This is a genomic window from Hungatella sp. (genome assembly GCF_046966825.1).
In genome coordinates, this window is record NZ_JBKVCZ010000007.1 from 1 (window position 1) to 26,579 (window position 26,579).

Here is a 26,579-nt window from a genome sequence, read left to right on the forward strand (position 1 = left end):
AGTTTCTGAGGTTCTGCTGCAGCATGGCCTTAAAACAGAATGTGGCCCAGAACCGCAAATACATGAGCCTGACCGCCTATCCCAGCCGCAACAACTTTGCCGCCTGTCTGCTCCTTCTCCAGAACGGTGGACTGCTGTCTGTGAAATACACAGAGATTGCGGAGTACTTAACAATCTCCTACCGCCACCTGATGCATCTAATCTCCACCATGTGTGAGGAAAAGATTCTGGAACGTGTACCGAAGGGCGTCCGAATCCTGGACTGGGATAAGGTGCACGAGCTGGCGGAGGAGATACGGGAGGAGGAATAGATGGGGATGAAGACAAAGGCTTGAAGACGATTGATATATTAAAAAGGCGGCTCACGAATTATGGATCGTGAGACCGCTCTTTTTATAATAAGTGTTTATGAAGTCGCTAATGCTCTTTTTATGGTATTGATTTTATAACATTTATTTTATTTCATTCATTCGCTGATACTATTTAACCGTAATTCTTCCCTGGCCATGCGGGTCGCCGTAATCAGCGCCTACATTGCCGCCTAAGTTGGTATTGATATATGCGGAAAGAATGTCCACATCCGTCATGACCTCGTCCCTTGTGATATTCGCACCTGCAAACATGGTCATTCCGTCACCGCCGGATTTCAGCATATAGTTATGGGAAGCTACCGTATATGTCTTGTTTACATCCAGAGCTTCCGCCCCTACCTTGATATCAGTCACGCGGTAAGCGCCGCCAACTTTTATAAAGTTCCCCTTTTCATCGGTCTGAACCGTAGTCGGAACAGACGTATCGATGGTATAGGATAGTCCTGATACCTGAAGGAAGCCGCCATTTTCATCCGGGCAGTTTCTGGAAGCCATTTCCAGAGCGTCCTTAATCTGCTGGCCCTTCACTTCTACTACGCATCCCATGTTGCCGTATGGGAATACTGCCAGTGTATCGTTATACGTGATATTGCCTGCCGCTATGTTGGCACGGATGCCCCCGCCGTTGGATAATCCGATATCGGCGCCCAGTACGTAGCGGTATGCATCAGCAGTCAGATCGCCCAGGTTCGTCTCGGCGCTTCGCACTGCGCGTTCTCCCGTCGCAGGATCGTTGACAGTCAAGTCCACGTCACTGTGCCCCAGTACTGCTTTTAACGTCTCATTGTACTGCGCCTGAATTCCTTTGATGAACTGATCGGTGTCATAGTCCACATTTTTACCGTCCTCCGTGACAGCACTTCCGCCAGGAAGAGTGAGCTGCATGCCGATCGTCAGCATATCAGGATTTTTAATCTTATCTCTGTTGGCATCGTAAATCTCTCTCCAGCGGTTATAGGATCCCAGTTCTCTCTTTGCAATTCTGCTTAAGGAATCCCCGGACTTAACCGTGTACGCCCTCGAAGCGCCTCCGGCCTCCACCTTGGAGATCAGTTCTGTCGTGATTGTTCCGTCTTTTTTGATCGTCATCTTTCCGATATCCTGAAGCTTCGTACCAGTCTGCGTAAGCGTGATATCTTTTCCGTCCTTGTTCTTCACAACCTTGGAGGGAACCGTCTCATGAGAGTGGCCGTCGATCACAGCATCAATCCCGTTGGTATTCTTAATGACGCTGTCAGATGACCAGCGCTCGGTGGTTCCGTTTTCTCCCAGATGGCCAACGAGAATGACGTAATTGGCTCCATCCGCTCTGGCCGCGTCCACGCTGGACTGGATCCGGTCATAGAGCTTCTGTCCGCTCTCGTCCTCACAGAAACTGTAGATATAGTTTCCGTTTGCATCCTGGAAATACGCCGGAGTGGATTTCGTAAAGCTTTCCGGTGTGCTGGCGCCCACCAGGGCAACCTTCGTATCTCCGTATGTCATCATCTTGTACGGGGCGAATACGGTCTGTCCTGTGCGCAGATCCAGGAAGTTACTGGAATAGTAGCCGCAGCTCAGTTTCCCCGCCAGTTCCAGGAAACGTGGCATGCCGTAATCGAATTCATGGTTTCCAGGTATGGCAAAGTCATAGCCAACCTTATTCATGATATCGATTAAGTAACCTCCATCGGAAAGCGTTCCGATGGGCGCGCCCTGAATAGCATCGCCGGCGTCCACGAGGACAACGTACGGTGTCTGCTCAAGCATCTGCTTCTTATAAAGCGCCAGCCCTGCATATCCGATGTTGTCATCAACGCCGCAGTGGACATCGTTGGTATACAGCACAACGATATCGTGGTCTGCCGCCGCCGCAGTAAACGACATGCCAGTGGTCAGGGACAGCACCATCAGCAGCGTGAGCCACAGAGACAGAAACCTTCTTTTTCCGCTTCTTTTCATTTCTTAAAGCCTCCTTTTTTACATTTTTTACCTTTAAGTTTATTATAACAGATAAATGTAAAATAAGGGTATTGTTTTTCTGTTTTTTTCTTATATTAAAATAAGCTGACAGAATGACAAACAACAGCCCGCATCCTGGCGCCATTTCCGGCGCGAGATGCGGGCTGTCTGTATCTGTCTCTATTTTTCTTTATTCTTCTGTCTCTGCGATCTCAATATACAGCTCTTCCAGCTGTTTTGGATCAACCGGCGCCGGTGCCTCTGACATCATGCAGGAAGCGTCCTTCACCTTCGGGAATGCGATTACGTCACGGATGCTGTCAGCACCTACCATGAGCATGACCACACGGTCGAGGCCGTAAGCCAGGCCTGCGTGAGGCGGTACTCCGTATTTAAATGCGTCAAGCAGGAATCCGAACTGCTCCTGTGCCTGCTCCGGGGTGAAGCCCAGTACTTCGAACATCTTGGACTGGCTGTCTCCCTGATGGATACGGACAGAGCCGCCGCCCATCTCGGTACCATTTAACACGATATCGTAGGCTTTTGCGCGCACTGCGCCCGGATCGCTGTCGATTAAATGCCAGTCCTCGTCCATCGGCATGGTAAATGGATGGTGCATGGCAACGAAACGTCCCTGTTCCTCGGAATACTCAAGAAGCGGGAATTCCGTTACCCATAAGAACTTGAAGTCGTCCTTCTTCAGTAAATCCTGCTGCTTCGCCAGCTCAAGCCTTAAGTTTCCTAATACATCGAAAACCACTTTATCTCTGTCAGCCGCAAAGAGGAGTAAGTCTCCCGGCTTTCCTTCCATGGCTTCCACTAACGCGTGAAGCTCATCCTCTGTCATGAATTTTGCAAAGGAGGACTTGTAAGTTCCATCCTCAGCTATGGCAATGTAAGCCAGTCCCTTTGCACCGAAGCCCTTTGCGAATTCCACCAGGGCGTCGATCTTCTTACGAGGCATGGCTCCCTGGCCGTCTGCATTGATACCGCGCACGGAACCGCCTGCTTCCAGGGCATTTTTAAATACAGCAAACTCGGAACCACGAACCACATCAGACACGTTCTTTAATTCCATGCCAAAACGCATATCAGGCTTATCGGAACCGAAGCGGTCCATCGCCTCGCGCCATGTCATTCTGGGAATTGGGAGTTCCAGATCAAAATTACAGATTTCCTTAAATAATCTCTTTAACAGTCTCTCATTTACCTCAAGGACGTCTTCCACATCCACGAAGGACAGCTCCATATCGATCTGTGTGAATTCCGGCTGTCTGTCGGCGCGTAAATCTTCATCGCGGTAGCATCTGGCCAGCTGGAAATACCGGTCATAGCCGGAACACATGAGCAGCTGCTTATATAACTGCGGAGACTGCGGAAGCGCATAGAAGGCTCCCGGATGAACACGGCTCGGTACGAGATAATCTCGTGCGCCTTCCGGTGTGCTCTTAATCAGGGTAGGAGTCTCAATCTCGAAGAAGCCTTCCTCTGCCAGAAATGCTCTCGTGATGATCGCGACCTGGCTTCTGACCATAATATTTCTCTGAATATCCGGTCTTCTTAAATCAAGATAGCGGTATTTTAAACGAAGTTCTTCCTTCGTCTTGCTGTTTTCCTCAATCGGAAATGGCGGTGTCTCTGATTCGGAAAGAACGCGAAGACTCTCTGCTCTGACCTCAATATCACCGGTTGCCAGATTTTCGTTCACTCCGCCTGCACGCTTCTCCACGTGTCCGGTTACCGCGATTACGAATTCGCTTCTCAGCTTCTCAGCCTTTGCAAAATTCTCAGCGCCGCAGTCACTCTCCTCGAAGATAATCTGCAGAATACCGGAACGGTCTCTTAAATCCACGAAAATAATTCCGCCTTTATTTCTGCTCTTCTGCACCCAGCCCATAACGGTGACGGTCTCACCGGCATTACTGCTCGTTACCTCTGTACATCTATGGGATCTTTTCAGTCCCAGCATTGATTCTGCCATAATGTTCCTCCAACTTAATCGTAATATTATTTCAAAGCTTCCCTGTAAAATTCCTTAAACTCGGTATAGCCTTCCTTCTGTAAATTCTCCTTCTGGAACTTCTTGTTCTTGTTCATCTGAGATACGAGAACGCAGACACCCTTTGCACGCTCGTCCATGGCCTCCTGAATAGCCGCTGTCATCACATCGGCGCTGACGCCCTTTTCGATCAAAAACGCCTTCTTCTCCGTACTTCCCGGAACGGTAAAGCCCTCTTCCATCAGGATGGTAATGATTCTCTCGAAGCCGATGGAAAAGCCGCAGGCCGGTGTCTCCATGCCGGTAAATTTGCCGATCATCTTATCGTAACGGCCGCCGCCGCCGACAGATCCCGGGAATCCATCCACCTGGATCTCATAGATCGTGCCGGTATAGTAGGACATTCCGCGCACCAGGGTCGGATCGAAAATAATATCGAACTGACTGGTAGCGATACTGTTTACACTGTCCATAATGGCTGCCAGATTTTCTGCCAGCTCCGGATCCATTACGTCTTTTAATGTCTCGCCGAGAGAACGGACCCCCGCCGCATCCGGTGTCACCGAACCGAACAGAGCTAGATACCGATCAATCTTCTCTTTCTCATAACCGGCTTCTAAAAGCTCGGCGCGGGCGCCTTCCATGCCAATCTTATCCATCTTATCCAGAATGATAAACACCTGGTCAAAGGATTCCTCCGGGAAACCGCAGTAGGATGCCATTCCCTTTAAGATATTTCTGTCATTGATGCGGACATGGTAACCCTTAAAGCCGACTTTGCCAAGAAGCGTGGTAGTTGCGAGAATCAATTCGATTTCAGCCAGTCTGGTCGGATCGCCCAGAATATCAATATCGCACTGAACAAACTGACGGAATCTGCCTCTCTGAGGCTTGTCCGCCCTCCATACGCTGCCCATCTGCAGTGCCTTGAACGGCGCTGGAAGCGTCGCCGCATTATTGGAGTAATAGCGGCATAACGGTACGGTTAAATCATAGCGAAGACCGCTGTCTGCCAGATCGTTCTCCGTCTCCGCGGTATCGAGGCGCAGCTTGTCTCCGCGCTTCATAATCTTGAAAATCAGTTTTTCATTATCGCCGCCCTGCTTGCTGGTCAGGTTTTCAATATGTTCCACACACGGGGTCTCGATGGAATTAAATCCAAATCCACCGTATGTCTCACGAATCTGATTCATTACATATTCCCGTACCGCCATCTCTGCGGGCAGGATATCTTTCATGCCGGTAACCGGTTTCTTTTTTAATGCCATACGTCTCACTCCGTTATCATTTTATTCATTTCTTCCCTGTAATTCGCCGCTTTCACGGGAATAACACGTCTTCTCTCTATTTTACTGGTCTTTTTTAGTTTTGCAAGTAGTTTTTGTAATTTTCCTGCCGCAGCGGTACATTTCCACCTGATCGTAAACGTTTTTGCCCCCAGCCGCCGCAGTTTACACAAAAAACGAAGAAGAACAAAAGGATACTCTCCTTCGTTCCTCTCCGTCTTCCGCATGGTCCGAACTACCGTGCGCTTACTCCCAGACACATTCTCCCCCGGTCCCAATTACCTGCCTGTACCATTCAAACGATTTTTTCTTCCTTCTCCCACCGGTTCCGGTTCCATCATCCTGCTTATCCACGTAGATGAATCCGTACCGCTTTTTCATTTCCCCGGTAGAGGCGCTGACCAGGTCGATGCAGCCCCATGTCGTATAGCCCAGCAGTTCCACACCGTCTTCCTCCACCGCCTTTATCATTTCCCGAATATGGGCTTTTAAGTATGCAATCCGGTAGTCGTCCTCAACTGTTCCGTCAGCCTTTACCTCGTCCACAGCCCCCAGGCCATTTTCTACAATAAACAGCGGCTTCTGGTAACGGTCGTATAAATTGTTCAGGGTAATGCGCAGCCCCACCGGATCAATCTGCCAGCCCCAGTCGCTGGCTTTCAAATAAGGGTTTCTCAAGCTGGACATGACATTGCCCGCAGTCTTTTCCATCTGCCCTGCATCCGCGGCGGTCAGGTGTGACGTATAATAGCTGAATGACACAAAATCCACAGTATTTTCCTCCAGGATCCGTTCATCCTCCGGGCCCATGGAAGGAAAGCAGCCCTTCCGCATAAGCGCCCTGGCGGCATAAGCCGGATACTTCCCGCGCACCTGCACATCGGCAAAGAAGTAGTTTTCCCGGTCCTTTTCCAGCGCCGCCCATACGTCATCCGGATTACATGTATTGGCATAACAGCTTCCCGCCGCAAGCATACAGCCGATCTTAAATTCCGGATTGATCTCCCTGGCCGCCTTCACAGCCAGCGCGGAAGCCAGAAGCTGGTGGTGGGCAGCCTGGTACTTCACCTTCTCCTGATCCTCACCATCCTCAAAAAACAGACCTGCGCCCACAAAAGGCAGGTGCATGACCATGTTGATCTCATTAAAGGTCAGCCAGTATTTTACCTTATCCCTAAAGCGTTTAAACAGCGTCGCCGCATACTTTACAAATAAGTCTGCCATGCTCCGGCTTCTCCACGAACCCAGTTCTCTGACAAGAGTGAGCGGAACGTCAAAATGGCAGATCGTCACCAGCGGCTCAATGCCATATTTTCTCAGCTCATCTATCAGTGCGTCGTAAAAAAGCAGTCCCTCTTCATTAGGATCGTCCTCCAGGCCGGTGGGGAATATCCTGGACCAGGCAATGGAAAAACGGTAGCATTTGAATCCCATTTCCGCAAACAGCTTCACATCTTCTTTCATATGGTGATACATGTCTATGGCCTCCCGGGAGGGATATCTCTCCCCCTCGCCCAGTTTTTCATAAGGCAGAATCCCCGTCATCACGGGAAAACGGTTCTCCCCTGCCGGTATCATATCCACCGTCGTCAGACCTTTCCCGCCTTCCAAATAACCGCCCTCACACTGGTTTGCGGCCGTCGCGCCTCCCCATAAAAAATCATCTGCCAGTCTCATCCAATCTCCTCCAATGTATACTCCTTCAGGCTTCCTACAACCATATCTGCTTCAGGCAGATTCTCCCGGCTTCCGATACCGGTCGCCTTCATGCCCGCACTGTGAGCCGCTTCAATGCCTGCCTCCGAATCCTCGAACACGAGGCATTCCTCACATGGCAGTCCCAGGGCCTCGGCTCCTTTTATAAACACCTCCGGGTCCGGTTTGGTCTTTTCTACCTTTGTCCCGTCGATAATTGCGTCAAAATATCGCGTCAGTCCCAGTCTGTCGAGAATTATCATGGAATTTTTGCTGGCAGAGCCCAGGGCCGTTAAATAACCCTTTGCTCTGGCCTCCTTTAGCAGTTCAACAGTACCCGGCAGCACTTCATCTTCTTTCATCCCGGAAATATACTCCACATATCTGCGGTTTTTCCTCTCACAGTACGCCTCCTGTTCCTTTTCATCCATGAAAATATTCCCGATCTCAAGAAGTATCTCCATGGAACGTTTCCTGCTGACCCCCTTAAGCCGCTCGTTATCCTTTATCGCAAACAAAAAACCCAGCTCCTCTGCAATCTCTTTCCATGCAAGGTAATGGTACTTGGCCGTATCCACCAGCACGCCATCCAAATCAAACAACAGACCTTTTATCATAGTTCGCTCTCCTTCCCTGCAGTTAAAAGGCGGCATCCCAGTATCCACAGTACGGATCATTGGGGGCTTTTCCTTTAAATTCACTTTTTCCTGTGATTTTCTCCACAAGCACCTTCGGATTAAATTCATTGGCCGTATAGGCGTTAATATATGTGGAAATCATAGGCACATCCTGCAAATGGTATGGATTGGCAATGGAGATAAACACCGTCGGAATTTCCTTCACAAACCACGGCGCATCCAGCCCCATAGGCGGCTTCCAGTTGATCCGCACCGTCGTCTGGTTACTTGCCGTTTTGATATTGGCAAAATAGAAGACAATATCGTACGTCTCGCGCAGTTGCTTCACCGGGGCTTTATAAAAGAGAGCGCCGTGCAGTTTCTCATCGAAGCGCTCTGCCTTAAATCCGGCTTTTTTCAGTTCCTCTATAAACAGGCTTCCTAACGCCGGTTTCCCGCTGGCGCTGACCGCGTCTCCCAGGACAATCACCATGGCGCGTTTTTTCTTCTCCGGATCCACTGGAATGAGCTTCTGCGTATCCTTCACCAGGGTAATGGACTCATCCGCAAGCTGGTACGCCCATGTTATGTGTTCCTGGCATTTGAGCACGGAGAGACCTTCCTTGGGCGGCATTAGCGTGTTATTCTTTTTCCTCGTGTTCAGGCCCAAAGATGCCTTTGTGGCCAGAATTCTTCTGACGGCCTCATCAAGCCGTTCCTGCGTCACCACGCCGTCCCGTATTCCCTTTTTCATTGAAGCCACGTCTTCCTCTAAATCACGGGTAAACAGGATCATATCGCAGCCCGCTGCTATGGCTCCCGGTATCAAATCTTCCCTGCGGCCCATGGCTCCAAAGCCCACCATAGCGGTGGCATCTGTCACAATCAGCCCGTTAAATTCCAGTTTTCCCCTCAGAAGCCCCTGCAGTAGCTCCGGCGACAACGACCCCGGCATAATGTCCTCATCCTTTATATCCGGGGAAAAGTACCGTGTATACGCAGGCTGCATGATATGGCCGGCCATAATGGTTTTCGCCCCATTCCTGATCATTGCGCTGTAGATATCCCCATACGTGCGGTCCCACTCTTCTACGGAAAGAGAATTCACCGAAGCCAGCAGATGCTGGTCTCTGTCATCTACTCCGTCACCGGGAAAATGCTTTACGGATACAGCGACTCCATTCTCCTGACATCCCTTCATGTAGGCCAGAGACATGCGTTTTACACGCTCCGGATCTGAACCGTAGGTCCTCACATTCGTAATCGGATTGGAGAAATTCATATCAATATCAACGACCGGGGCAAAGGCCCAGTTACAGCCAACCGCCGCGCCTTCCCTGCCCGCAATGACGCCCAGCCTGTATGCCTGCTCCGTATTGTCGCTGGCCGCCACCTGAATCTGCCTGCCGAAAAACGTCCCCTCATTGCCGATCCCGTCGCCGCCGGCTTCTAAATTGGCCGCCAGCAGCATGGGCGTCTTCGACTCTTCCTGAAGCAGCTTATGGATCTCGTAAATCTTCTCCGCTGCTCCGGGGCGGTACATCATAGCTCCTGGGTGATACGCCTCCACGATCCTTCTTAACTCATTAAAATCATCGCTGTCACCGTGGAGGCAAAAGAGCTGCCCCACCTTTTCTTCCTCTGACATTCCGTCTAAGGTCTTTTCCACCCATGCGATGTCCCCATCCTTTAAGAAAAACGGATTTGCCTTTAAATCAATCATGTTGACCTTGCTCCTTTCCCGCTAAAATAAGCAGCGGCTCTCCGGCCTTTCTGTGCTTAGCATCAACCGGAATGATATCCCGGTAGGCCGCCGTATTCGCCACGATGACAGGCGTAATCGGAGAATAGCCTGATTTTTTAATAAATTCCAAATCGAACTCCACAAGCTTCTGGCCCTTTTTCACATGGTCGCCATTCGCCGCCATAACACGAAAGCCTTCGCCATTTAATTTAACAGTATCCATCCCGATATGAATGAGCAGCTCCGCTCCCTGGTCCGTAACCATACCGATGGCATGGCCGGTAGGGAAAATCGCCGACACGGTTCCGTCAGCAGGCGCATAGACGCAGCCCTCCTCCGGTTCCACTGCAATCCCTTTGCCTAGTACTCCCTGGGAAAATGCTTCATCTTCCACATCGCACAGAGCCACAAGCCTTCCTGTTAACGGGCTTTCGATCTCCTCGCCGGACTGTGTCACATCTGCTTTTACAGACTCTTCTGCTTTCATAGACTCAGCTTCTTCCATACCGGTTTCTTCTGCCTTTATTTCTTTCGTCTGATTTTCTTCCTTGTCTTTAAACAGAATCATCATGGCCGCAAACGAGATTACCATAGCAATTCCCACCGCAATCAGGCTGAATACGAGGCTGGTGCTGCTTCCGTCTGGATTAATGTAACAGGTAAAACAGAAGATTCCCTGTCCGCCCATATTAAAGTACCGGGTTCCTCCCGCCACCGCGATGGCGCCTGCGATACCGGAGGCAGCACAGCTTATGATAAACGGAGTCTTAAGCGGCAGCGTCACACCGTAAATCGCCGGCTCTGTAATCCCGAAAATACCGGAAAACAGGGCAGAAATAGAAGTTGACCGTAAATTTTTATTCTTTGTTCTTATGACAATAGCCGCCAGTACCGCCACCTGGGTGAAGCAGCCCGCACACGTCGCCGCAAAGATCACGTCATACCCCATAGTTGCCATATTGTTGAGCACAATGGGGATCATTCCCTGATGGACGCCGAAAATAACGAACACTTGCCAGAATGCGCCTACAAACAAGCCGAATACAATCGGACTTAAATTAAAGAGCGCTTCCGTAATCATACCGATGATATTGGAGAGCCATGTTGCCACCGGACCGATCACCAGAAATGTGATGGGAACCGTAACCACCAGCGTTACAAGGGGAACAAGGAAAGATTTGACGACTGCCGGGCTCCACTCCTTCATCTTCCGTTCCACCTTGGAACCGAACCAGACAGCCAGGATAACAGGAATTACCGTGGAAGAGTAGTTATTTAAAATCACGGGAATTCCCAGGAAATTCATGTAAATTTTAGATTCAAATATGCTTCCGGCAAATAAAGTGGAAACCGGCTCGCCCGCCATCACACTTATAATAGCCGGATAAATCATGGTACAGCCGATGGCAATACCAATCACTTCATTGCACTTAAATTTCTTTGCCGCCGTATACCCAAGAATTACCGGGAAGAAATAAAAGATACAATCGCCTACCGCGTATAAGATCTGGTACGTCCCGCGGTCAGCCGTCATGAGCCCCAGCGTGGTAAGCATCACCAGCAGCCCCTTGACAATACCGCAGGCGCACAGAAGTCCGATTGCTGGCATGAATACGCCGGAAATAACGTCTACCAGCCCGCTCTTTTCCCCCTGCCCGCTCTCCGGCTGCCCCTGGTTTAAGTGAGCTGCCTTTAAAACCGCTTCGTACACATCCGGAACATGGGTGCCGATCACAATCTGGAACTGGCCGCCACTGATAATTACGTTAACCACCCCTTCCGTGTTTCTCAGCATTTCCGCATTTGCCGCCCCCTCATCCTTCAGCCGGAAGCGCAGACGTGTAAAACAGTGTTCTAAGGAAAGTATATTCCCTTTTCCGCCTACATTTTGAATAATTACCTTTGCAAGACCATCGTATTTGCCAGCCATACTCCTTCTCCTTTTCACTTTTTCTTATATTATAAAAGGAAATCAGCCGTTTATCTTTGGTAATTCCGGTATAATTATTCTCAATTTCCGACATTTATAAAACAGTTTCTATGTTAGCCTCGGTCCTGACTGCCGTGTCAACCTCTCTGCTGGTTTTCTTTTCTGTATTTGAGCGGCGTTGTTCCGTAGAACGCCTTAAAATCCCGGATAAACGCCTTACTGTCCGAGAATCCCGTATCCAGCGCAACTTCCAGAATGGATTTATCCGTAAACATGAGCTGCTTTCTTGCATTGTAGAGACGGAGCTTTCTCAAATGGACAAGAAAGCCTTCTCCGATATAGTTTTTAAAGCTTTTGGAGAAATAATCGGGATTGTAGCCAAAATGGCCCGCCACATCGCTGAGTTTTAAATTCTCATTGTAATGCTTATCAATATAGTTTACGATCTCTTTATAGATTTCCCCTGATTTCATGGATTTTATATGGCTGCTGTCTTTATCCAGCATACACTCTGTAAACAGCAGGTATATCAGCTCATAAGCGCTGCTCCTGATCATAAGGTTGTACCACTCCCCCTCCTGCCGGTACGTTTCCCTTATACGCATCATGACGCTGCGCAGCCTGTCGCCGACCTCTTTTCTTCCGCTGATTTCAAACCACGCCAGATCAATACCCGGATTCAGCTCTTTTAAAAAGGTATAGGAAATCAGAATGGAACAGCCCGTCTGGTTCTCTCCCTGAAAAGCCATAAAGCTGTGAAATTCTCCGTGGTTAATAATGGCCAGATCCAGATCCCCCATGGTTCTCGTAATTCCATTCACCCACAGCTTGAATCCATCGCCCCTGGCCAAAACGATCTCCACACTTCTGTGCCAGTGCTGCGCAACGTAGGCCCCGTCATTTACAATATTTTCATGGGGAACCACCTTGACCGGATAATTTTTTCGCATTTGGTTGATTTCATAGTAGCCTTCTTCCATCTGAATTATCCTTTCTTATTTTATAATAGCCGAACTGGCATATACAAATTACGTGCATATGTCAAATCCGGCCAAGTGCCTATAATCTCATTTAAAATAGGTTTTATTTCCAATTACAACTTTCTGGCCTTTTCGAGTTTTGCAATCGGTTTTTAAATTTTCCAGCTTAACATCGGAAAGAACCACTCTTGTATTTCTCATGCCTAACCCTCACTTAATATAACTTTTATTATATTCGATAGCAGCCAAAATATCAATCAAAAGGAAGCAGATGGCCATTCCCGCCATCTGCTTCCTTCCAAAAACCCTATATACTAATCTCTCCCCGAACTGTAAACAAATGCTCCCGGCACCGCCTTCGACGGGTCGTAATTCTCCAGGATCTTTCTGTAACGCTCCTTATATCCGTTATCCACGTCAAGCTGTGGAATCACCTTTGCCCCTTCCTCAAAGAAATGGATTGAACCGCGTCCCATCTCCTGGCCGCGCCTTGTGTGCTTGTCCAGCGCCACATCCAGGATCTCCGGTACTTTGCCCATGGCCGCCTCTTTAATGATGATATTCTTTAAATAATCACTGGAGCGGTCCTTCGTGCATGCGCAGAGAATTCTGATCGCATGGATAAAGAACATGGGCTGGTCGCCGTCGTCATATGCGAACTTCTTTCTCATTTCATCTAAGGTATTGATCTTTCCTGCCGCGTCCAGATCGCCGAATCCGATGTCCTCCACAGAGATCGACAGCAGACGGTGCCATACCTTTTCCAGTAAGGCCGGGCCGGAGGTGTACAGCTCATACGCGTACTGACACGCTTCCTCCACCATTCCGCGGCGAATCGACTTCTGCAGACAGGAGATGATCTCATCTGCCGCAAAACCATTCTTTGTCGTGGCATTTGCCCATATCGTGTAATTTGCCATCCTCATGCTCCCTTCTGATTCGTATAGATTTCTATCAATTCTTCTACCAAAACGCGCACCAGCTCCGCCGCCATGATCTGATCCTCTGCGTGAGACATTAACAGGGTAATCTGCGGCTCCAGGGTGTTGACCTCATTTAACAGGATCTCGCCGTGCTGCTCGTGAGCCTGGCGGTAGAACTGCTCGCCTTCCTTGATTCTCGGCTCCACAAGCTCCCAGTTTCCTTTTTTCGCCTCCTGCAGCGCCTGCATATAACAGGACTTGGCACAGCCGGCATAGGTCACGATCTGCATTGCACATTCCGATAATTTCGTAACATCAGCCATATTTTAAGCCTTTCTCATGATTTTTTTGCCAGTTCAATTGCAAAATCCAGGGCTTTGTCGCCATCGGCCAGTGCATAAACCCTTGGTTCAATGCTTGCAACCGGTATATTTAAAATACTCTTTATGTTGTTTACCGCGTAAACCAGCTGTGGTCCGACGAGACACACGTCCCACTTACCAATTTCATCACTGATTCCCGCATTTGGCACCGCCTCACAGGTAAGCTCCATATTCCGCTTCTCAGCCGCATCCTTCATCTTTTTCATGATGATGGAACTGCTCATTCCGGCATTACAGCAAATTAATATTTTCATATTGCCTCCTTCTATACTATGTGCCCTAAGGCTGTATCATCCTGACAGGATATTACTTTAATTCCGGCCAGTACTCCTTGTTCACCTCGATATAATCGTCGAGAATCTTCTTGGCTACATTGGCGCTCGGTACGGTCTTCGATAAGGTCAGTGCCTGCCACAGCTTATGATAGCTTCCCTGCTCGTAAGCGTCAACCGTCAGTTTCTCCACTGCGACCTGCTGTTCCATCAGTCCCTTCTGGAATGTCGGGATCGTTCCGATGGTGATCGGCTCGTAACCGTCTTTTCCAACGATACACGGAATCTCTACCATGGCATCCTTGTCGAAATTCTCGATGGCTCCGTTATTTCTTACAATGAGCAGCATTCTCTCATGTGTATTGAAGGCCAGTGCTGTCGCTAAATCCACGATGAAAGAAGCGTGAATACCGATCTCCAGGGAGGTTCCCTCAGCGGTTCCGGCTTCTGCGATCCTTGCGCATTCGCCGAAGACGCGTTTCTCTCTGCCATCCATAACCTGATTTGCTCTCGTATACTCAGGATTTGTGTGGGCTACCATGTCGTCGCCGAATAAGTAGTACTGGAAATAGGAGTTGGGAGCCATGGTAGGATCAATGGCGGTTAAATCTTTTACCTTCTTTGCTGTCTCATACCAGGAGTTGTCCGTATAGTCTCCGTTATTTCCTTCGTCAGGGAGCGTATTGCCGTATTCCAACTGATGCGCAAGGAGTTTATCAATGTATTCGTTGCCGTCGTTGTCCTTGATGGAGGTCCACCAGCCGAAGTGATTGAGACCGAAGTAGCGCACGGTCATTTCCTTGCGGTCGTTAAAGCCCAGGATCTTTGCAATGTTGTTTTCCATACCGATCGGCATATCGCAGATGTTGATGACTCTCGCATCCGGCTTAAAGCGTCTGCACGCCTCCGCCACGATGGCCGCCGGGTTGGAGTAGTTCAGCATCCAGCAGTTCGGAGAGTATTTCTCCATGTACTCGATATTTTCCAGAACGCCCGGGATGGAGCGCATGCCGTAAGCAATTCCGCCTGGGCCGCAGGTTTCCTGGCCGACTACGCCGTATTTTAACGGGATCTTCTCATCCTTTTCTCTCATCGGAAGCTGTCCTACGCGGATATGGGCCAGACAGAAGTCAACGTCTGTATAAGCCGTCTCCGGATCTGTGGTAGCCACAAACTCGATGGAAGGATCCTTTTCCCTGACGATAATCTCGCAGGCCTTAGCCAGTCTGCCCTGGCGCTCCTCATCGTTGTCATACAGCTTGATAGCGCGGAGCGGAAGCCTGTCCATGTTGTCCAGCAACATCAGAATAATCTCAGGTGTATAGGTGCTGCCGCCGCCTGCTATTACTACGGAAAATTTTTTCTTACTCATATTCTATGATTCTCCTTCTACTAGATATAATTTCGTTTCTCTTATCCTGCCTTTTAAAAGAGCTCGATGGAAGTCGATATGCTTATTAAACGGTTCAGAAAATCTGTTTCATCTTTTGCCTCATACAGGGTGTTCACCAGGTTTTCATTCATGGCTACCTGTTTAAAAAATTCGAACAGAATACTCACATCGTCGTTGGGCCTTCCCTCAATCGCCAGGAGGAAGATGACCTTCACTGCTTTTTTGCAGATCGTGACCGGCGGCTTTAAGATGGCTGCCGCCACCGCAGTCTCCTTCGCAAAGGTCATGAGCGGGTGGGGAATCATCACGGACTCCCCGATGACTGTGGGGTAGTTGACTTCTCTGGACAGGACGTCATCCACATACTCTTCCACCGTCTCGATCTTATCCTGCTCCTTAAACTTCCTGGAAAGCGTCTCGATAACAATTTCAAACGGCGCCTTTCCAGCCCAGTCTGCGGATCCGGCATCCTTTGCAAAGATCTTGATGCACTGTGTGTTAAAATACTTGTTGACGATCGTGGTAAACCGTCTGCTCACCCGCATGCGTCTGATAAACCCGTTCAGCGCGGAAAAGTCCTGCTGGTTCGGAATTCCATTGATCCGGAACACGGGTATGTCCGTCTTTACTCTCTGCCCTTCGGTGGAAATGATCAAATCCACCGCAGAAGCAGTGACAGCCCCCTCATCGCCATACGGCGAGGGATACTCCAGCTGGTGCTTGGGAAGGACCTTTACAAGTTCAATCTGATTCTGGAAATGATCGTTGAGCCAGTTGCAGATAACCGCGTTGACGCTCTGCCGCGGAGCACTGATCACCACGGTTTTTAACCGCCGGTTCACCTTTTCCAGAAAATAGGCCACATAAAGGGCCATATAGGCGATCTCTTCATCCCGGATCGGAATACTCTTATATTTGAACATGATCGGGACAAGCAGAATCGCGATTTCGTAGGCATATGGATACTGGGTTTTGATATCCTGCAATATCGGATTGTCGATCCGGTATCCGGTATCGATCCTGCGGATTAAATACTCCAGATGAAGCGCCATATTGTTGAACAGCTCGTCGGACTGGTGTAAGTCAAAGCTGTATTTGGCCAGCACTTCCTGACAGAACTCATTTAAAATAACACCGCTCAGCGCACTGGCCCTCGTGTCCCCCTGACTCTGAACGAGCCTTATGGAGTACAGAAATATTTTAAGGAGCGCTTCGTCGCTCTCTGTCAGATCCAGTTTCTGTGCCTTCAAATGATACAAAAGATTGGTCAGGACCTCCACCGGGAATTCGTCCGCCTTCACGCCAAAGAGCTCATGGCCCTGGCGTTTCCTCATGACTGTGGCGTAAATGGCGCCTACCACCATGTAGAGACTGGCATCAGACACCAGAATCTCATGGCCGCCGAAATAATCCTTGACCGCTTTTACGAATAACTCATACTCTCCCCGGTCAAACTGGCCGCGAAACAGGAGTTCCAGGTAATCACTGCCCCAATCCGTATGAGTCTGTACTTCATATTTGATAATGTTAAAAATGGAAAGTCTTATCTTTTCTTCGTTGTCCACGCCCCGGGCCTGGTTCCCTTCCAGAACAAGGATGCATAAGTCCATTTTATCCTCCAGCATCCTGCGAAGCTTCAGCACTTCCTCCCGAAGCGCCGTCTGGGATAAGAACAGCTCCTCTTCCAGATCGTATAAGTTGCAGCTCCCCTCTTCCAGGGCGTGGCCCAGAATCGCGTAGCCGCGGTTGTGGGGGGCAATGACATGATTCCTGTCACTGCCTCCGCTTAAAACAGCCCGAAAATATTCCATATCCCCCTGCGTGATATAATAACCGATTCTTTTCGAGGCTTTTATGGAGGGGGAAAGCAGCCTTCCCTCCGTTTGGCAGAGTAATGGATCACCTTTTAAAGCCGAGTTTATCTGCAGAATATCGTTCCTGATCGTGCGGGAAGACACTCCAAAATATTTTGCCAGTTTATCACCAGTGATGCCTGACACGTTATTCATGATATACTCTATGATTTCTATCTGCCTTTTCGTAACTGTCATGTTCTGCCTACTCCGCTTCGCTCTGGGCTTCTCTCTTCAATTCGTCTTTTTCCATCATCTTGAAGAATGGATAATAAATCAGTGCCATGAGAATCAGTGATACAAATACGAGTACAACGCTTCTCCAGTCATACGTGGTTAAGAACGCGCCTACGCCCGGAGGTAAGAATCCTGGAGGTGCTGCCACCGGATAGCCGACCAGCCCCATCTTCATACTGAAGTATGTAAGAACGGTAATGAGCAGTGGTCCGAATACGAACGGAATGAACATATACGGATTCAAAAGAATCGGAAGTCCGAAGATAACCGGCTCATTGATGCCAAAAATAGATGGAACGAGTGATGCCACACCGATGGATTTAAACGACTTCGCCTTTGATTTCATCATAAACAGGACGAGGCCTAAAGTCAATCCGGAACCTGCTACCTGAAGGAAATTGTAGTAGAGTCCATAGGTGAAAATATGGGTAACCGGAGCACCCGATGCGTAATTGGCCATATTCTCAGCCTGATATGCAATTGCAAATGCAGCCCACACCGCGGAGGTGATGGAAGGTCCGTGAAGACCAAAGAACCATAAAAACTGTGTCAGGAAGATTACAATCAGCAGGGCCGGAAGCGTGTCCATAGTGCTGATCGCAGGTGCCAGCAGCTTCATAATGGCCGCCGGGAATACCAGTCCGGAAACCGCAATCGAGATGTTGGCGATGGCAACCGCCACAATAACGTTGACTACCAGAGGGATCAGGGAGGCGAAGCTCTCTCCTACCATCGGAGGTACGGAGGATGGCAGCTTGATAATCGCATTCCTCTTGATCAGGAACCGTGTGATTTCCACACTCAAAATACCGGAAACAATACTGGTAAAGAGACCCGACGCCCCCAGAAACTCGGTGCTGATTCCGCCGTCAATGGAAACTGCGGACAGAATCAGATGAACGATGATAGCCGTCACACCCGTCTGCGTATTGTGGATTCCGTACCTTTTTGCCAGTGCCACGGCGATGAAGAATGCCGCGAAAATCGACAGCAGGTCATTGGTAAAACCGGCCGCATACGTCAGCACACCCATATGGGCGGAGATAAAATCGTGGATAGGTCCTGAAGCGATTAAGTTGTTCAGCGCGATCGGCAGAAGAAAGATAGAGCCGATAATGATGACCGGAATATCTGCGATCATGCCGTCTTTGATAGCCTGGAGCCAGTTGTTTTTCTCAACCCAGTTGGCAACGGGCATCATGTACTTCATAAGCTTGTCCTGAAAACCTGTGGTTTTCTCATTCATAAAGAAAGTTCCCCCTTTAATCATTTGTTCTTAAGGCCTTAATATTGTAACTAGAGTGTACCTGATTTTAATTTTCACCGCAAACGTTCTTTTTCCTAAGTGTTAGGAAACCATGTCACGATCCCCGGATATAATTTCAGGGCCTTAAGAAAGCCTGACATCAAAAAAGAATGCCCAAAGAGCCGCGCTCCTCAGGCATTCATCTGCTTTTATCCTAAATCCATATCCACATGATCTCTGTCACATACCAGTTGTTCCCCATCCACCTTCAGCTCCGCCACCTGCAGGGAAGTTCTCCTGTGCCTGTATTCCCAGACAAAATCCGGATTACTGCGTTCCTCCCTGCTCACCTCCGGGTGGGTAAAATAGAATATATATGCCCTGTCCTTATGGACCAGAACATCGGCATGGGCCGCTATCGTCCCGTCGTCGGTCCTGCTGCCCGGCTGTGCCAGAATATTGGGGCAGCGGTCCCAATGCTTCAGATCATCACTTCTGTAAACCCCCAGTCCCTCCCATGGATCGGTAATCATCCAGTAATGATGTTGAAAGAAGAAGACATTGGGGCCTTCATGAGGGCAGTCCGTAATCTCCGGCCCGCCCGCAGTCCAGTGATAAAGATCTTCGCTGTACGCCGTATAGGTATGACTGTCATGAACCTCATCTTTATACCACATTTTCCAGATACCATCCGGACAGCGCACCACGCAGGCGTCTATCACCCGGTCTGAAGATAGAGTAAGGGGTCCCTGGAGCGTCCAGTCCCACAGATTCCCGCTGGTATAGTGTAAAATCGTTCTTTTACAGTCCCACGTGGCGGGAATCCCTCTGACGTATGACACATACATGTGGTAAACGCCCTCATATTCCATAATCTCCGGCGCCCAGTATGTATTTCTGCCTTTCTCGTATTCCAGGCCCCGGGCGGTTCCCCGGTAAATCCAGGTCTTCCCGCAGTCATCAGAGCTGACAATCCCAATGTCGGTTCCATGTACATAGGAAACCCCATGATTGACGGCTGCCGCCCTTCTGTTTGTATAAAATATCCACCAGCTCTGTTCCTGTTTATTCCAGATAATTACCGGATCCGCGGCGCCGTCGTAAATCGGATCGCGAAACAGAGGCGCCCCGGGCACTACTGTATTTTTCATTATAAATCGACCTCCTTTATTTTCGCTGACAGTGCACCAGACTGACCTGTCCCCCTGGTTCGCTGCTGCACTTAACCTTTGACTGCTCCACTTGTAATGCCGGCAATAATATGCTTCTGCATCGCCACATAGAAAATCGTAATTGGAATCAGCACAATCACCATGGTGCAGAGCATCACGGTCCAGTTGTTGGCGAACTGTCCGACCCCCTTATATACCTCCATAATCAACGTAAACTTATCCGAAGAACTGATAAAGAGATAGGGCAGCATGAAATCATTCCATATCCACATAACATCAAAGATCACAATCGTCGTAGTAACCGGCTTTAACAGGGGAAATACGATCCGCCAGAACAGTTTCCAGAGATTGGCTCCGTCGATCAGCGCAGCTTCCTCCAGGTCCTTTGGCACTCCTCCTAAAAATCCCTGATACATGAACATGGCGAAATTACACCAGCTGGAATACAGCACAATCATGCCGGCTACGGAATTCTGCAGTTTTAAGAAGGACATCAGGTTAAACAGCGGAATCAGCGTCGTCTGGACCGGAACCATGAAGCCAATCAGAAAATAGAAGAAAAGGAATTGGGTCAGCTTATTTTTTCTCCTGCTTATGGCATAGGAAGCCATAGAGCCGATGGATATGATAATGACCACCGATACCACCGTAATCAGAATCGAATTGCGGAAGCTGCTCCAGAAATTGATTGTGTCAAGCGCCTGTCTGTACAAATCAAGAGTAAAGCTTTTTACAGGGAGAGAAAGCGGGAATACGGTTGCTTCCCTGGCTGGTTTAAACGTATTGACGAGAAGATAATAAAATGGTATGAAGAAAATAATACAGACACCGAGCATCGCCGCTTCACCCAGAATACTCTTTACGCCTCGTTTCCTTACTGTCATTTATTCCACCTCCCGTTTCTTCATAAGCTTTAACTGAATCACGCTGATCACTGCGATAAAGACAAAGAAAATCGCCGACATGGCCGTCGCTTTGCCGTAGGATTTTTCGACAAAGCCCGTTTTTATAATAATCTGTGAAACCAGTGTTGTCGATGTACCGGGACCTCCGCTGGTCAGTGCAAACGGCAGATCATAAAGCTTCATGGAATTTAAGAGCAGAAGCATGACGCTGACCGTCATGGCGGAAGCCAGCATGGGAAATGTGATATACCGGAATTTCTGCCAAGCAGTCGCTCCATCCACATTGGCGGCCTCATAATACTCCGTTGGAATGCTCTGAAGCTGCGCCAGATAGATACAGGCGTGCCATCCCACGACGCTCCATAGGTTGACAAGAAGTACGGAAAACATGGCCCATTTCGGAACCGCCAGCCACATGACCGGATGGATCCCAAACAGTCCCAGCAGCTTATTGAGGAGTCCGTTGCCTGTAGGCGACAGGATATATGCCCATAAATAGCCCAGAATAATCGCACTGGGAACAGATGGGAAAAAGAATACGGCTCTCTGGAGATTCTTCGTTTTCATACCGGAATTTAACACCAGAGACAGCGGAATGGCGAAAACAGTTGTCACCAGAGGAAACACGATGCTGTAAAAGCACGTGTTCAGCAGAGCGGTCTTCATAGACCGGTCCGCAAACACCAGCCTGAAATTTTTAAGTCCCGTAAAGCTTAAGTGACTCATGGAATATCCGTCCCAGTTGGTAAAAGACAGTCCCAGAGTCTGGACCAGCGGTATTACCGTAAGTATCGTATATACAATAAACGCGGGCAGAATAAACAGCAGATAAGGCAGTTCTTTTCTCAGTTTAACCTTCATTTCAATCATCCTTTCCTGAAAATGGGTAGAAAAAAATAAAAGCTATTGACTTAATTCTGCCTGTTTTTCATCAAGCCTCACAGGTATATTCTCGATCGTATCGGCTCCTGTAATCGTATCCTGGATACCGGATAAGAACTCCTTGTAGATACCGGAGGAATTATTCCATACAATCTGCGGCAGATAGAAGCTGCCGGAAACCGCATCCCCTTTGAATTTCTCAAAGACAGTTCCCATGGTATAGTCGATTCCTTCCACGATGATCGCATTATTTGTTACCTTCTGCCATTTCACAATATTTTCGTCCCTTGCCATGTACTCGATAAATGCACGGCAGGCATCCTTATGCTCGGAGGTGGTGCTGACAGACAATCCTACATTCACTGCGCCCGGCAGGACACGGTTTCCGCTGTTGTCGGAAAGTCCGAAAATGTCGTAGTTCAGCTCGGGGTTCTTCTGTTCAATCATGGCAATATTCCATGGACCGCCGTGCATCATGGCAACCTCACCGTTGGCAAACATGTCGATCACCTGGTCGCTGTTAAGTCCAAGCGCCATCTGGCTGTAGAGTCCGCTGGCTATCATATCGTTGTACCAGAGCTTCAGCGGCTCCGTATATTTCTCCTGGAACGTTGCCTTTCCCTCGTTGATCTGGACATCCGCATCCGGTTCCTGGCTGATGACGCTGCACTGATACAGGTCCTGCGCCAGGTTATGAACATTATCGGCATCATCCAGATAGGGTTCCACGCCAATCGCCTTCAGTTTTGCCGCACAGTCCACGAAGTCCTGCCATGTCTCAGGCTCCTTCTCAATACCGGCCTGTTCAAACAAATCTTTGTTATAGAAGATTCCGCCAATCCAGGCATCCGGAGAATACCCGTATATCTTCCCATCTTTTCCGTAGGTCGCCGAGGTTGCAGGGTCGATCCTGGAGAATATCTCCATATCGCTGATATCTTCCGCTACGCCCTTGCTGATAACCTCCTGCTTATTTTCTGCCGCGATATAGAACATATCGGTCATCTGCCCGGAGGCAGCTAATACACTGAATTTATCCACATACTGCTGTACCGGCGGAACGTATTGAAGGTCTATTTTGATATTGGGATTTTCCTGTTCAAAGCCCGCAATAAACTCTCCCAGAATCTCATCTGTATTCCACGATAAAAGACTGATCGTTACCTTTTCCCCTGAAGCCTTCGCATTTCCCTCTGTTGTACTCTCCGCTGCGGCACTGTCCGCCGAAGTAGTCGATCCGTTGTTCCCCTGGCCGCCGCAGCCGGACAGAACCGCCGCTGCTGCTAATACGCCTGCTAATAATGCTGCTCCTTTTTTCATTTCAGGAACCCTCCCTTTCTTTGATAAGTCCATTATATCCGTCCGGGATCCATTTCTAAATGTCTAAAACTCGGGGATTTTTGCTTCTTATCAGGGGAGCCTGCCGTTAATCCTGCTAAATACTACGCTTCTGTTGCTCAAAACTACGAATGCCTGCGGTACCGGTTGGGAGACTGTCCCGTATACTCTTTGAACTTTCGTGAAAAATGGTACTCGCTTTCATACCCGATCTGCCTTGCAACAGTCCCGATGGTATCATCCGTCGTTGTGAGAAGCTCTTTTGCCTTCTGCATCCGCAGCTGTGTGACGTAATCCCAGTACCCAAGCCCCGTTTTTTCTTTGTACAGACTGGTAAAATAGTTTTTGCTGATTCCGATAAAGTCCGCCGCCATCTGGACAGAAAAGCCGGGATCCGAGAACTTAAGCTCCGCAAAGGAATTTGCCCGGAATACGGCGTGTTCTCCTTTTCCCGCCTTTCGCATCGTATGGTCAAGCTCATCGAATGCCTCTTCTATCCTGCGGCATAAGAAGCGCTTCAGCACATCGCAGCTGACCGTATCGTAGATTTTCTCCATGCGAAGATTTCTCATCAGGTGAAAGGACTCCTCAGGTGCAAACTTTTTTAAACAGAACTTTATTTTCACCAGAACATCCAGCGCAAAATTTTTCAGTAGACGGGGCGAGATCTGCTCCAGCCTGGCCTTATTAAACTGCCCGTTTATCAGACTTATCAGACTCTCCGGTGTATTCTCTGCCAGCGCCGCCACAATCAATCCGTCCAGAGGCACCTTCAGCTCTGTATCCTGAAACGGATAATCCTCCAGCTTGTATACGCTGCCGTATTTCTCATAGAAACCGTAATTTTCCTGTGAATAGGACCGCGAAAGGAAATCGCCGAGCGGCCATGTACTCTCCCCGCTTTTCCATAAGTAAAGCTCTGCGGCGTAATCATTTTCCCGAAAAAACTCTATTATGGCCTGTGATGCAGACTCATCGGGAACTGCATCGCCGTAACCGAGGTAAAGGGAGGTACCCGACAGAATAAAGATCAGATCCAGCCCCTCAGAGACAACCGGCCGTAACGCCAGCCCTGCTGTAAGTTCTTTCATCCTCGCCGCCGGCGCCTCGTCACCGGTAAGCGGACGCAGAATCAGGCGGTACAGGGCCTTCATTTCTGAAAGGTACTTATACGGAGGCATTTTTCCGTCCGCATTCTGGGAAATACAGGCAAATATCTGATTCATTTCGTCTGTATACGGATTGGAATACAGATCCCGGGGGGGCTCCTGCCGGCATCTGGAATCCAGTGTTTTTTTGATTTTATCCACCTGCTGGTTCAGCATCATACGGCTCACCGGTTTTAGGAGGAAATCCTGTACGCCATAGCGGATGGCCTTCTGTGCGTAAGAAAAATCACTGTATGCACTGACAATCACGATCTGGACATCCTGATTTTCTTCTCTAATGCACCGGACGCACTCAAGGCCGTCCAGAAGCGGCAGCTGGATGTCCATAAAGATCAGATCCGGCTGGAGGCGTTCGTACATTTGAAGAGCTTCCTGGCCGTCAGCCGCTGTTCCCACAATTTGAAATCCCTTTTCTTCCCAGGGAACCAATTTTTCAAAGAGCTGGTAATTAATGATCTCGTCATCCACAAAACAAACCTTATACATAATTTCCCCCAATTATACGGTCTCGTACGGGATACGCAGGGTAACCTCCGTATACTCTGATTCTCTGCTGTCGATGGTAATGCCATACTCTTCCCCGTAGGTCAGACGCAGCCTTGCATTCGTATTGATAATTCCGATTCCCCCAGCCTCCGCCTGGCCGTTCAGCCTGCACCGCAGAGCCTCCAGAGCCTCTTTACCCATCCCACATCCATTATCTCTTACCAGTATCAGGATGTCTTTCTCTTCTTTCCACACACGAATGGCAATGACACCGCCAGTCCGGTTCTTAAGCGCGTGCTTAAAGCAGTTTTCCACGACCGGCTGCAGCACAAACTTGCAGGTCTGGCAGTCGTAGAGTTCCGGATCACAGCTGATTTCATAAGTAAACATTTGGGTAAACCTTTTCTTATAAAACATCAGATAGTCATCGGTATACTCCAGCTCCTCTTTCAGAGAGACGCTCTCCCGCTTCCGTTCCATCGTGTAGCGCATCATCCGGCTGAGCGCCTGAATCATTTCTTCAATCTCCAGATTATCAGACAGGACAGCCTTTGCCTGGATCAGCTGAAATACATTGTAAAGGAAATGCGGATTGATCTGATTCGTCAGCGCTTCCAGCTCCGCCTCTTTCTGTTTCAGCTTCGCCACATAGACGTCATTAATCAGATCATTCATATGGTCTGCCATCTCCTCGAAGCGGGAACGTATGACAGCCAGCTCCTGCGGCGCATGTTCAAAGCCGCTGATATCCGTGGAACGGCTTCCGTCATAGGAAACAATTCTCTGAATCAGGGCGTTGAAAGGCCGTTTGATCAAATGGCTGTTATAGGCAGAGATCAGAACCAGAAAGATCAGAACCACCGCCATGAGAAGCGCTGCAACGGTAAGAAGCTGCATGATCGGCTGTATGATGATTGCCAGACTGTTCTCCGATACCATCGTCCATCTGTTTGACAGCTTTTTCGCAATGTAGACCGACTGATCGTTCTGCGTTGCTCCGCAGTCCCCTTCCTTCAGGCTGTCTAAAAATTCTTCTTCCACCTGATCTGACCAGGACCGGCCATTTTTATAGTCCAAAATCATGCGGTTATCTTCATCCAGAATGAGGAACCCTGAATCCGACATCTGCTGTGCGGAAAAGAAATCCGTCAGCTTCGACAGATCGCATTCCATCAAAATATAGCCGATCAGAAGATCCGACTGATAAACCGGAAAAAAAGCCGTAATGGTCCTGTATGGCCCTTTATTTTCGTACATATGGTCTCTTCCATGGGGCGACGCATATCTGACAAATGTTTTATTCGCTAAAGCCTCCTGAAACCAGTCTGCATTTACATAATCATAGCCGCTGCGCAGAATATCGTTCATGCTGTACACAACGGTGGAGTCCGGCTGTATAAATAGTACATCGGTTATGTAATCACTGAATAGATTCATATTAGTCAGAAACGTATCGACGCTGCGTATGGCCTGCATCCACTCGGCGGAGTACAGCTTATAATGGCCTCGCAGCAGCCTGACCGCAGGTGTGTAGCCCGCCAGCGTAACAAAGGGCTCCTCCATACTTTTCAGTCTGCTGTCCAGCGTGTCTGCCACGGTGACCAGCTGCTCCTCCTTACTCCGGAGGATGTTGTCCCTCATGTATCTGCCAATAAAGATGGTAAATACAATAGTCAACAGAATAATCGCCGTAATAAACACACCGGAAACTCTCATAACTGTCTGGGTTACAATTGACCGCTGCTTTTTCAATCTCT

The 26,579-nt window shown here is 49.0% G+C and carries 20 protein-coding genes and 1 pseudogene; 1 reads left to right on the forward strand and 20 read right to left on the reverse strand.

Translation table 11 applies throughout. The features are described from left to right. A pseudogene (locus ACLTD4_RS03645) lies at window positions 1-311 on the forward strand (hypothetical protein); the annotation flags it as partial. 168 nt (window positions 312-479) lie between these two features. Here the strand turns inward: ACLTD4_RS03645 and ACLTD4_RS03650 are convergent. The 20 genes from ACLTD4_RS03650 to ACLTD4_RS03745 all read right to left on the reverse strand — a co-directional run bounded on the left by ACLTD4_RS03650 (window position 480) and on the right by ACLTD4_RS03745 (window position 26,574). Further along, the gene (locus ACLTD4_RS03650) at window positions 480-2,312 is read right to left on the reverse strand and encodes a bifunctional metallophosphatase/5'-nucleotidase (RefSeq protein ID WP_117623168.1); all 1,833 of its coding nucleotides are present in this window, start codon (window positions 2,310-2,312) and stop codon (window positions 480-482) included. Between the two features lie 190 nt (window positions 2,313-2,502). Further along, window positions 2,503-4,293, reverse strand: coding sequence for an aspartate--tRNA ligase (gene aspS / locus ACLTD4_RS03655; protein ID WP_412331136.1), 1,791 nt, complete (start codon window positions 4,291-4,293; stop codon window positions 2,503-2,505). A 26-nt stretch (window positions 4,294-4,319) separates the two neighbouring features. Beyond that, window positions 4,320-5,579, reverse strand: coding sequence for a histidine--tRNA ligase (gene hisS / locus ACLTD4_RS03660; RefSeq protein WP_055656863.1), 1,260 nt, complete (start codon window positions 5,577-5,579; stop codon window positions 4,320-4,322). Between the two features lie 264 nt (window positions 5,580-5,843). Next, on the reverse strand, window positions 5,844-7,274 hold the full coding sequence (locus tag ACLTD4_RS03665; protein WP_055656858.1) for a 6-phospho-beta-glucosidase: 1,431 nt from the start codon (window positions 7,272-7,274) through the stop codon (window positions 5,844-5,846). Further along, the gene (gene pgmB / locus ACLTD4_RS03670) at window positions 7,271-7,909 is read right to left on the reverse strand and encodes a beta-phosphoglucomutase (protein ID WP_117623166.1); all 639 of its coding nucleotides are present in this window, start codon (window positions 7,907-7,909) and stop codon (window positions 7,271-7,273) included. Before pgmB ends, ACLTD4_RS03665 begins: the two co-directional genes overlap by 4 nt. A gap of 22 nt (window positions 7,910-7,931) precedes the next feature. After that, entirely contained in the window at window positions 7,932-9,632 is a 1,701-nt protein-coding gene (locus ACLTD4_RS03675) for a glycoside hydrolase family 3 protein (protein ID WP_117623165.1), read from the reverse strand. Continuing rightward, complete coding sequence (locus tag ACLTD4_RS03680; RefSeq protein WP_055656852.1) at window positions 9,625-11,583, reverse strand: beta-glucoside-specific PTS transporter subunit IIABC; 1,959 nt, start codon at window positions 11,581-11,583, stop codon at window positions 9,625-9,627. The genes ACLTD4_RS03675 and ACLTD4_RS03680 overlap by 8 nt, the downstream gene beginning before the upstream one ends. A 137-nt stretch (window positions 11,584-11,720) precedes the next feature. After that, a complete protein-coding gene (locus ACLTD4_RS03685; protein ID WP_055656850.1) occupies window positions 11,721-12,563 on the reverse strand; it encodes a helix-turn-helix domain-containing protein in 843 nt (280 codons plus the stop codon). A 314-nt stretch (window positions 12,564-12,877) separates the two neighbouring features. Further along, window positions 12,878-13,483, reverse strand: coding sequence for a hypothetical protein (locus ACLTD4_RS03690; RefSeq protein WP_242354504.1), 606 nt, complete (start codon window positions 13,481-13,483; stop codon window positions 12,878-12,880). Between the two features lie 2 nt (window positions 13,484-13,485). Further along, window positions 13,486-13,809 carry a PTS lactose/cellobiose transporter subunit IIA gene (locus ACLTD4_RS03695; RefSeq protein WP_055656847.1) on the reverse strand — a complete coding sequence of 108 codons (324 nt, stop codon included), beginning with the start codon at window positions 13,807-13,809 and terminating at the stop codon, window positions 13,486-13,488. A gap of 14 nt (window positions 13,810-13,823) precedes the next feature. Beyond that, window positions 13,824-14,123 (reverse strand): PTS sugar transporter subunit IIB, encoded by a 300-nt coding sequence (locus ACLTD4_RS03700; RefSeq protein WP_002602171.1) that lies wholly within the window; start codon window positions 14,121-14,123, stop codon window positions 13,824-13,826. 52 nt (window positions 14,124-14,175) lie between these two features. Then, the gene (locus ACLTD4_RS03705) at window positions 14,176-15,513 is read right to left on the reverse strand and encodes a 6-phospho-alpha-glucosidase (RefSeq protein WP_117623164.1); all 1,338 of its coding nucleotides are present in this window, start codon (window positions 15,511-15,513) and stop codon (window positions 14,176-14,178) included. A 53-nt stretch (window positions 15,514-15,566) separates the two neighbouring features. Beyond that, on the reverse strand, window positions 15,567-17,585 hold the full coding sequence (locus tag ACLTD4_RS03710; RefSeq protein WP_412331137.1) for a BglG family transcription antiterminator: 2,019 nt from the start codon (window positions 17,583-17,585) through the stop codon (window positions 15,567-15,569). Window positions 17,586-17,592: 7 nt separating this feature from the next. Further along, complete coding sequence (locus ACLTD4_RS03715) at window positions 17,593-18,870, reverse strand: PTS sugar transporter subunit IIC (RefSeq protein ID WP_002602168.1); 1,278 nt, start codon at window positions 18,868-18,870, stop codon at window positions 17,593-17,595. A 209-nt stretch (window positions 18,871-19,079) separates the two neighbouring features. After that, a complete protein-coding gene (locus ACLTD4_RS03720; RefSeq protein ID WP_117623162.1) occupies window positions 19,080-20,021 on the reverse strand; it encodes a glycosyl hydrolase in 942 nt (313 codons plus the stop codon). Window positions 20,022-20,092: 71 nt separating this feature from the next. Then, window positions 20,093-20,926, reverse strand: coding sequence for a carbohydrate ABC transporter permease (locus tag ACLTD4_RS03725; RefSeq protein ID WP_117623161.1), 834 nt, complete (start codon window positions 20,924-20,926; stop codon window positions 20,093-20,095). Further along, a complete protein-coding gene (locus ACLTD4_RS03730) occupies window positions 20,927-21,808 on the reverse strand; it encodes a carbohydrate ABC transporter permease (protein ID WP_002602165.1) in 882 nt (293 codons plus the stop codon). Between the two features lie 42 nt (window positions 21,809-21,850). After that, entirely contained in the window at window positions 21,851-23,149 is a 1,299-nt protein-coding gene (locus ACLTD4_RS03735) for an ABC transporter substrate-binding protein (RefSeq protein ID WP_181988633.1), read from the reverse strand. A gap of 143 nt (window positions 23,150-23,292) precedes the next feature. Beyond that, window positions 23,293-24,822: a response regulator transcription factor gene (locus ACLTD4_RS03740; protein ID WP_117623159.1), complete on the reverse strand. Its 1,530-nt coding sequence runs from the start codon at window positions 24,820-24,822 to the stop codon at window positions 23,293-23,295. 12 nt (window positions 24,823-24,834) lie between these two features. Continuing rightward, window positions 24,835-26,574, reverse strand: a complete 1,740-nt coding sequence (locus tag ACLTD4_RS03745) for a sensor histidine kinase (RefSeq protein WP_117623158.1) — start codon at window positions 26,572-26,574, stop codon at window positions 24,835-24,837. Between the last annotated feature and the right edge of the window lie 5 nt (window positions 26,575-26,579).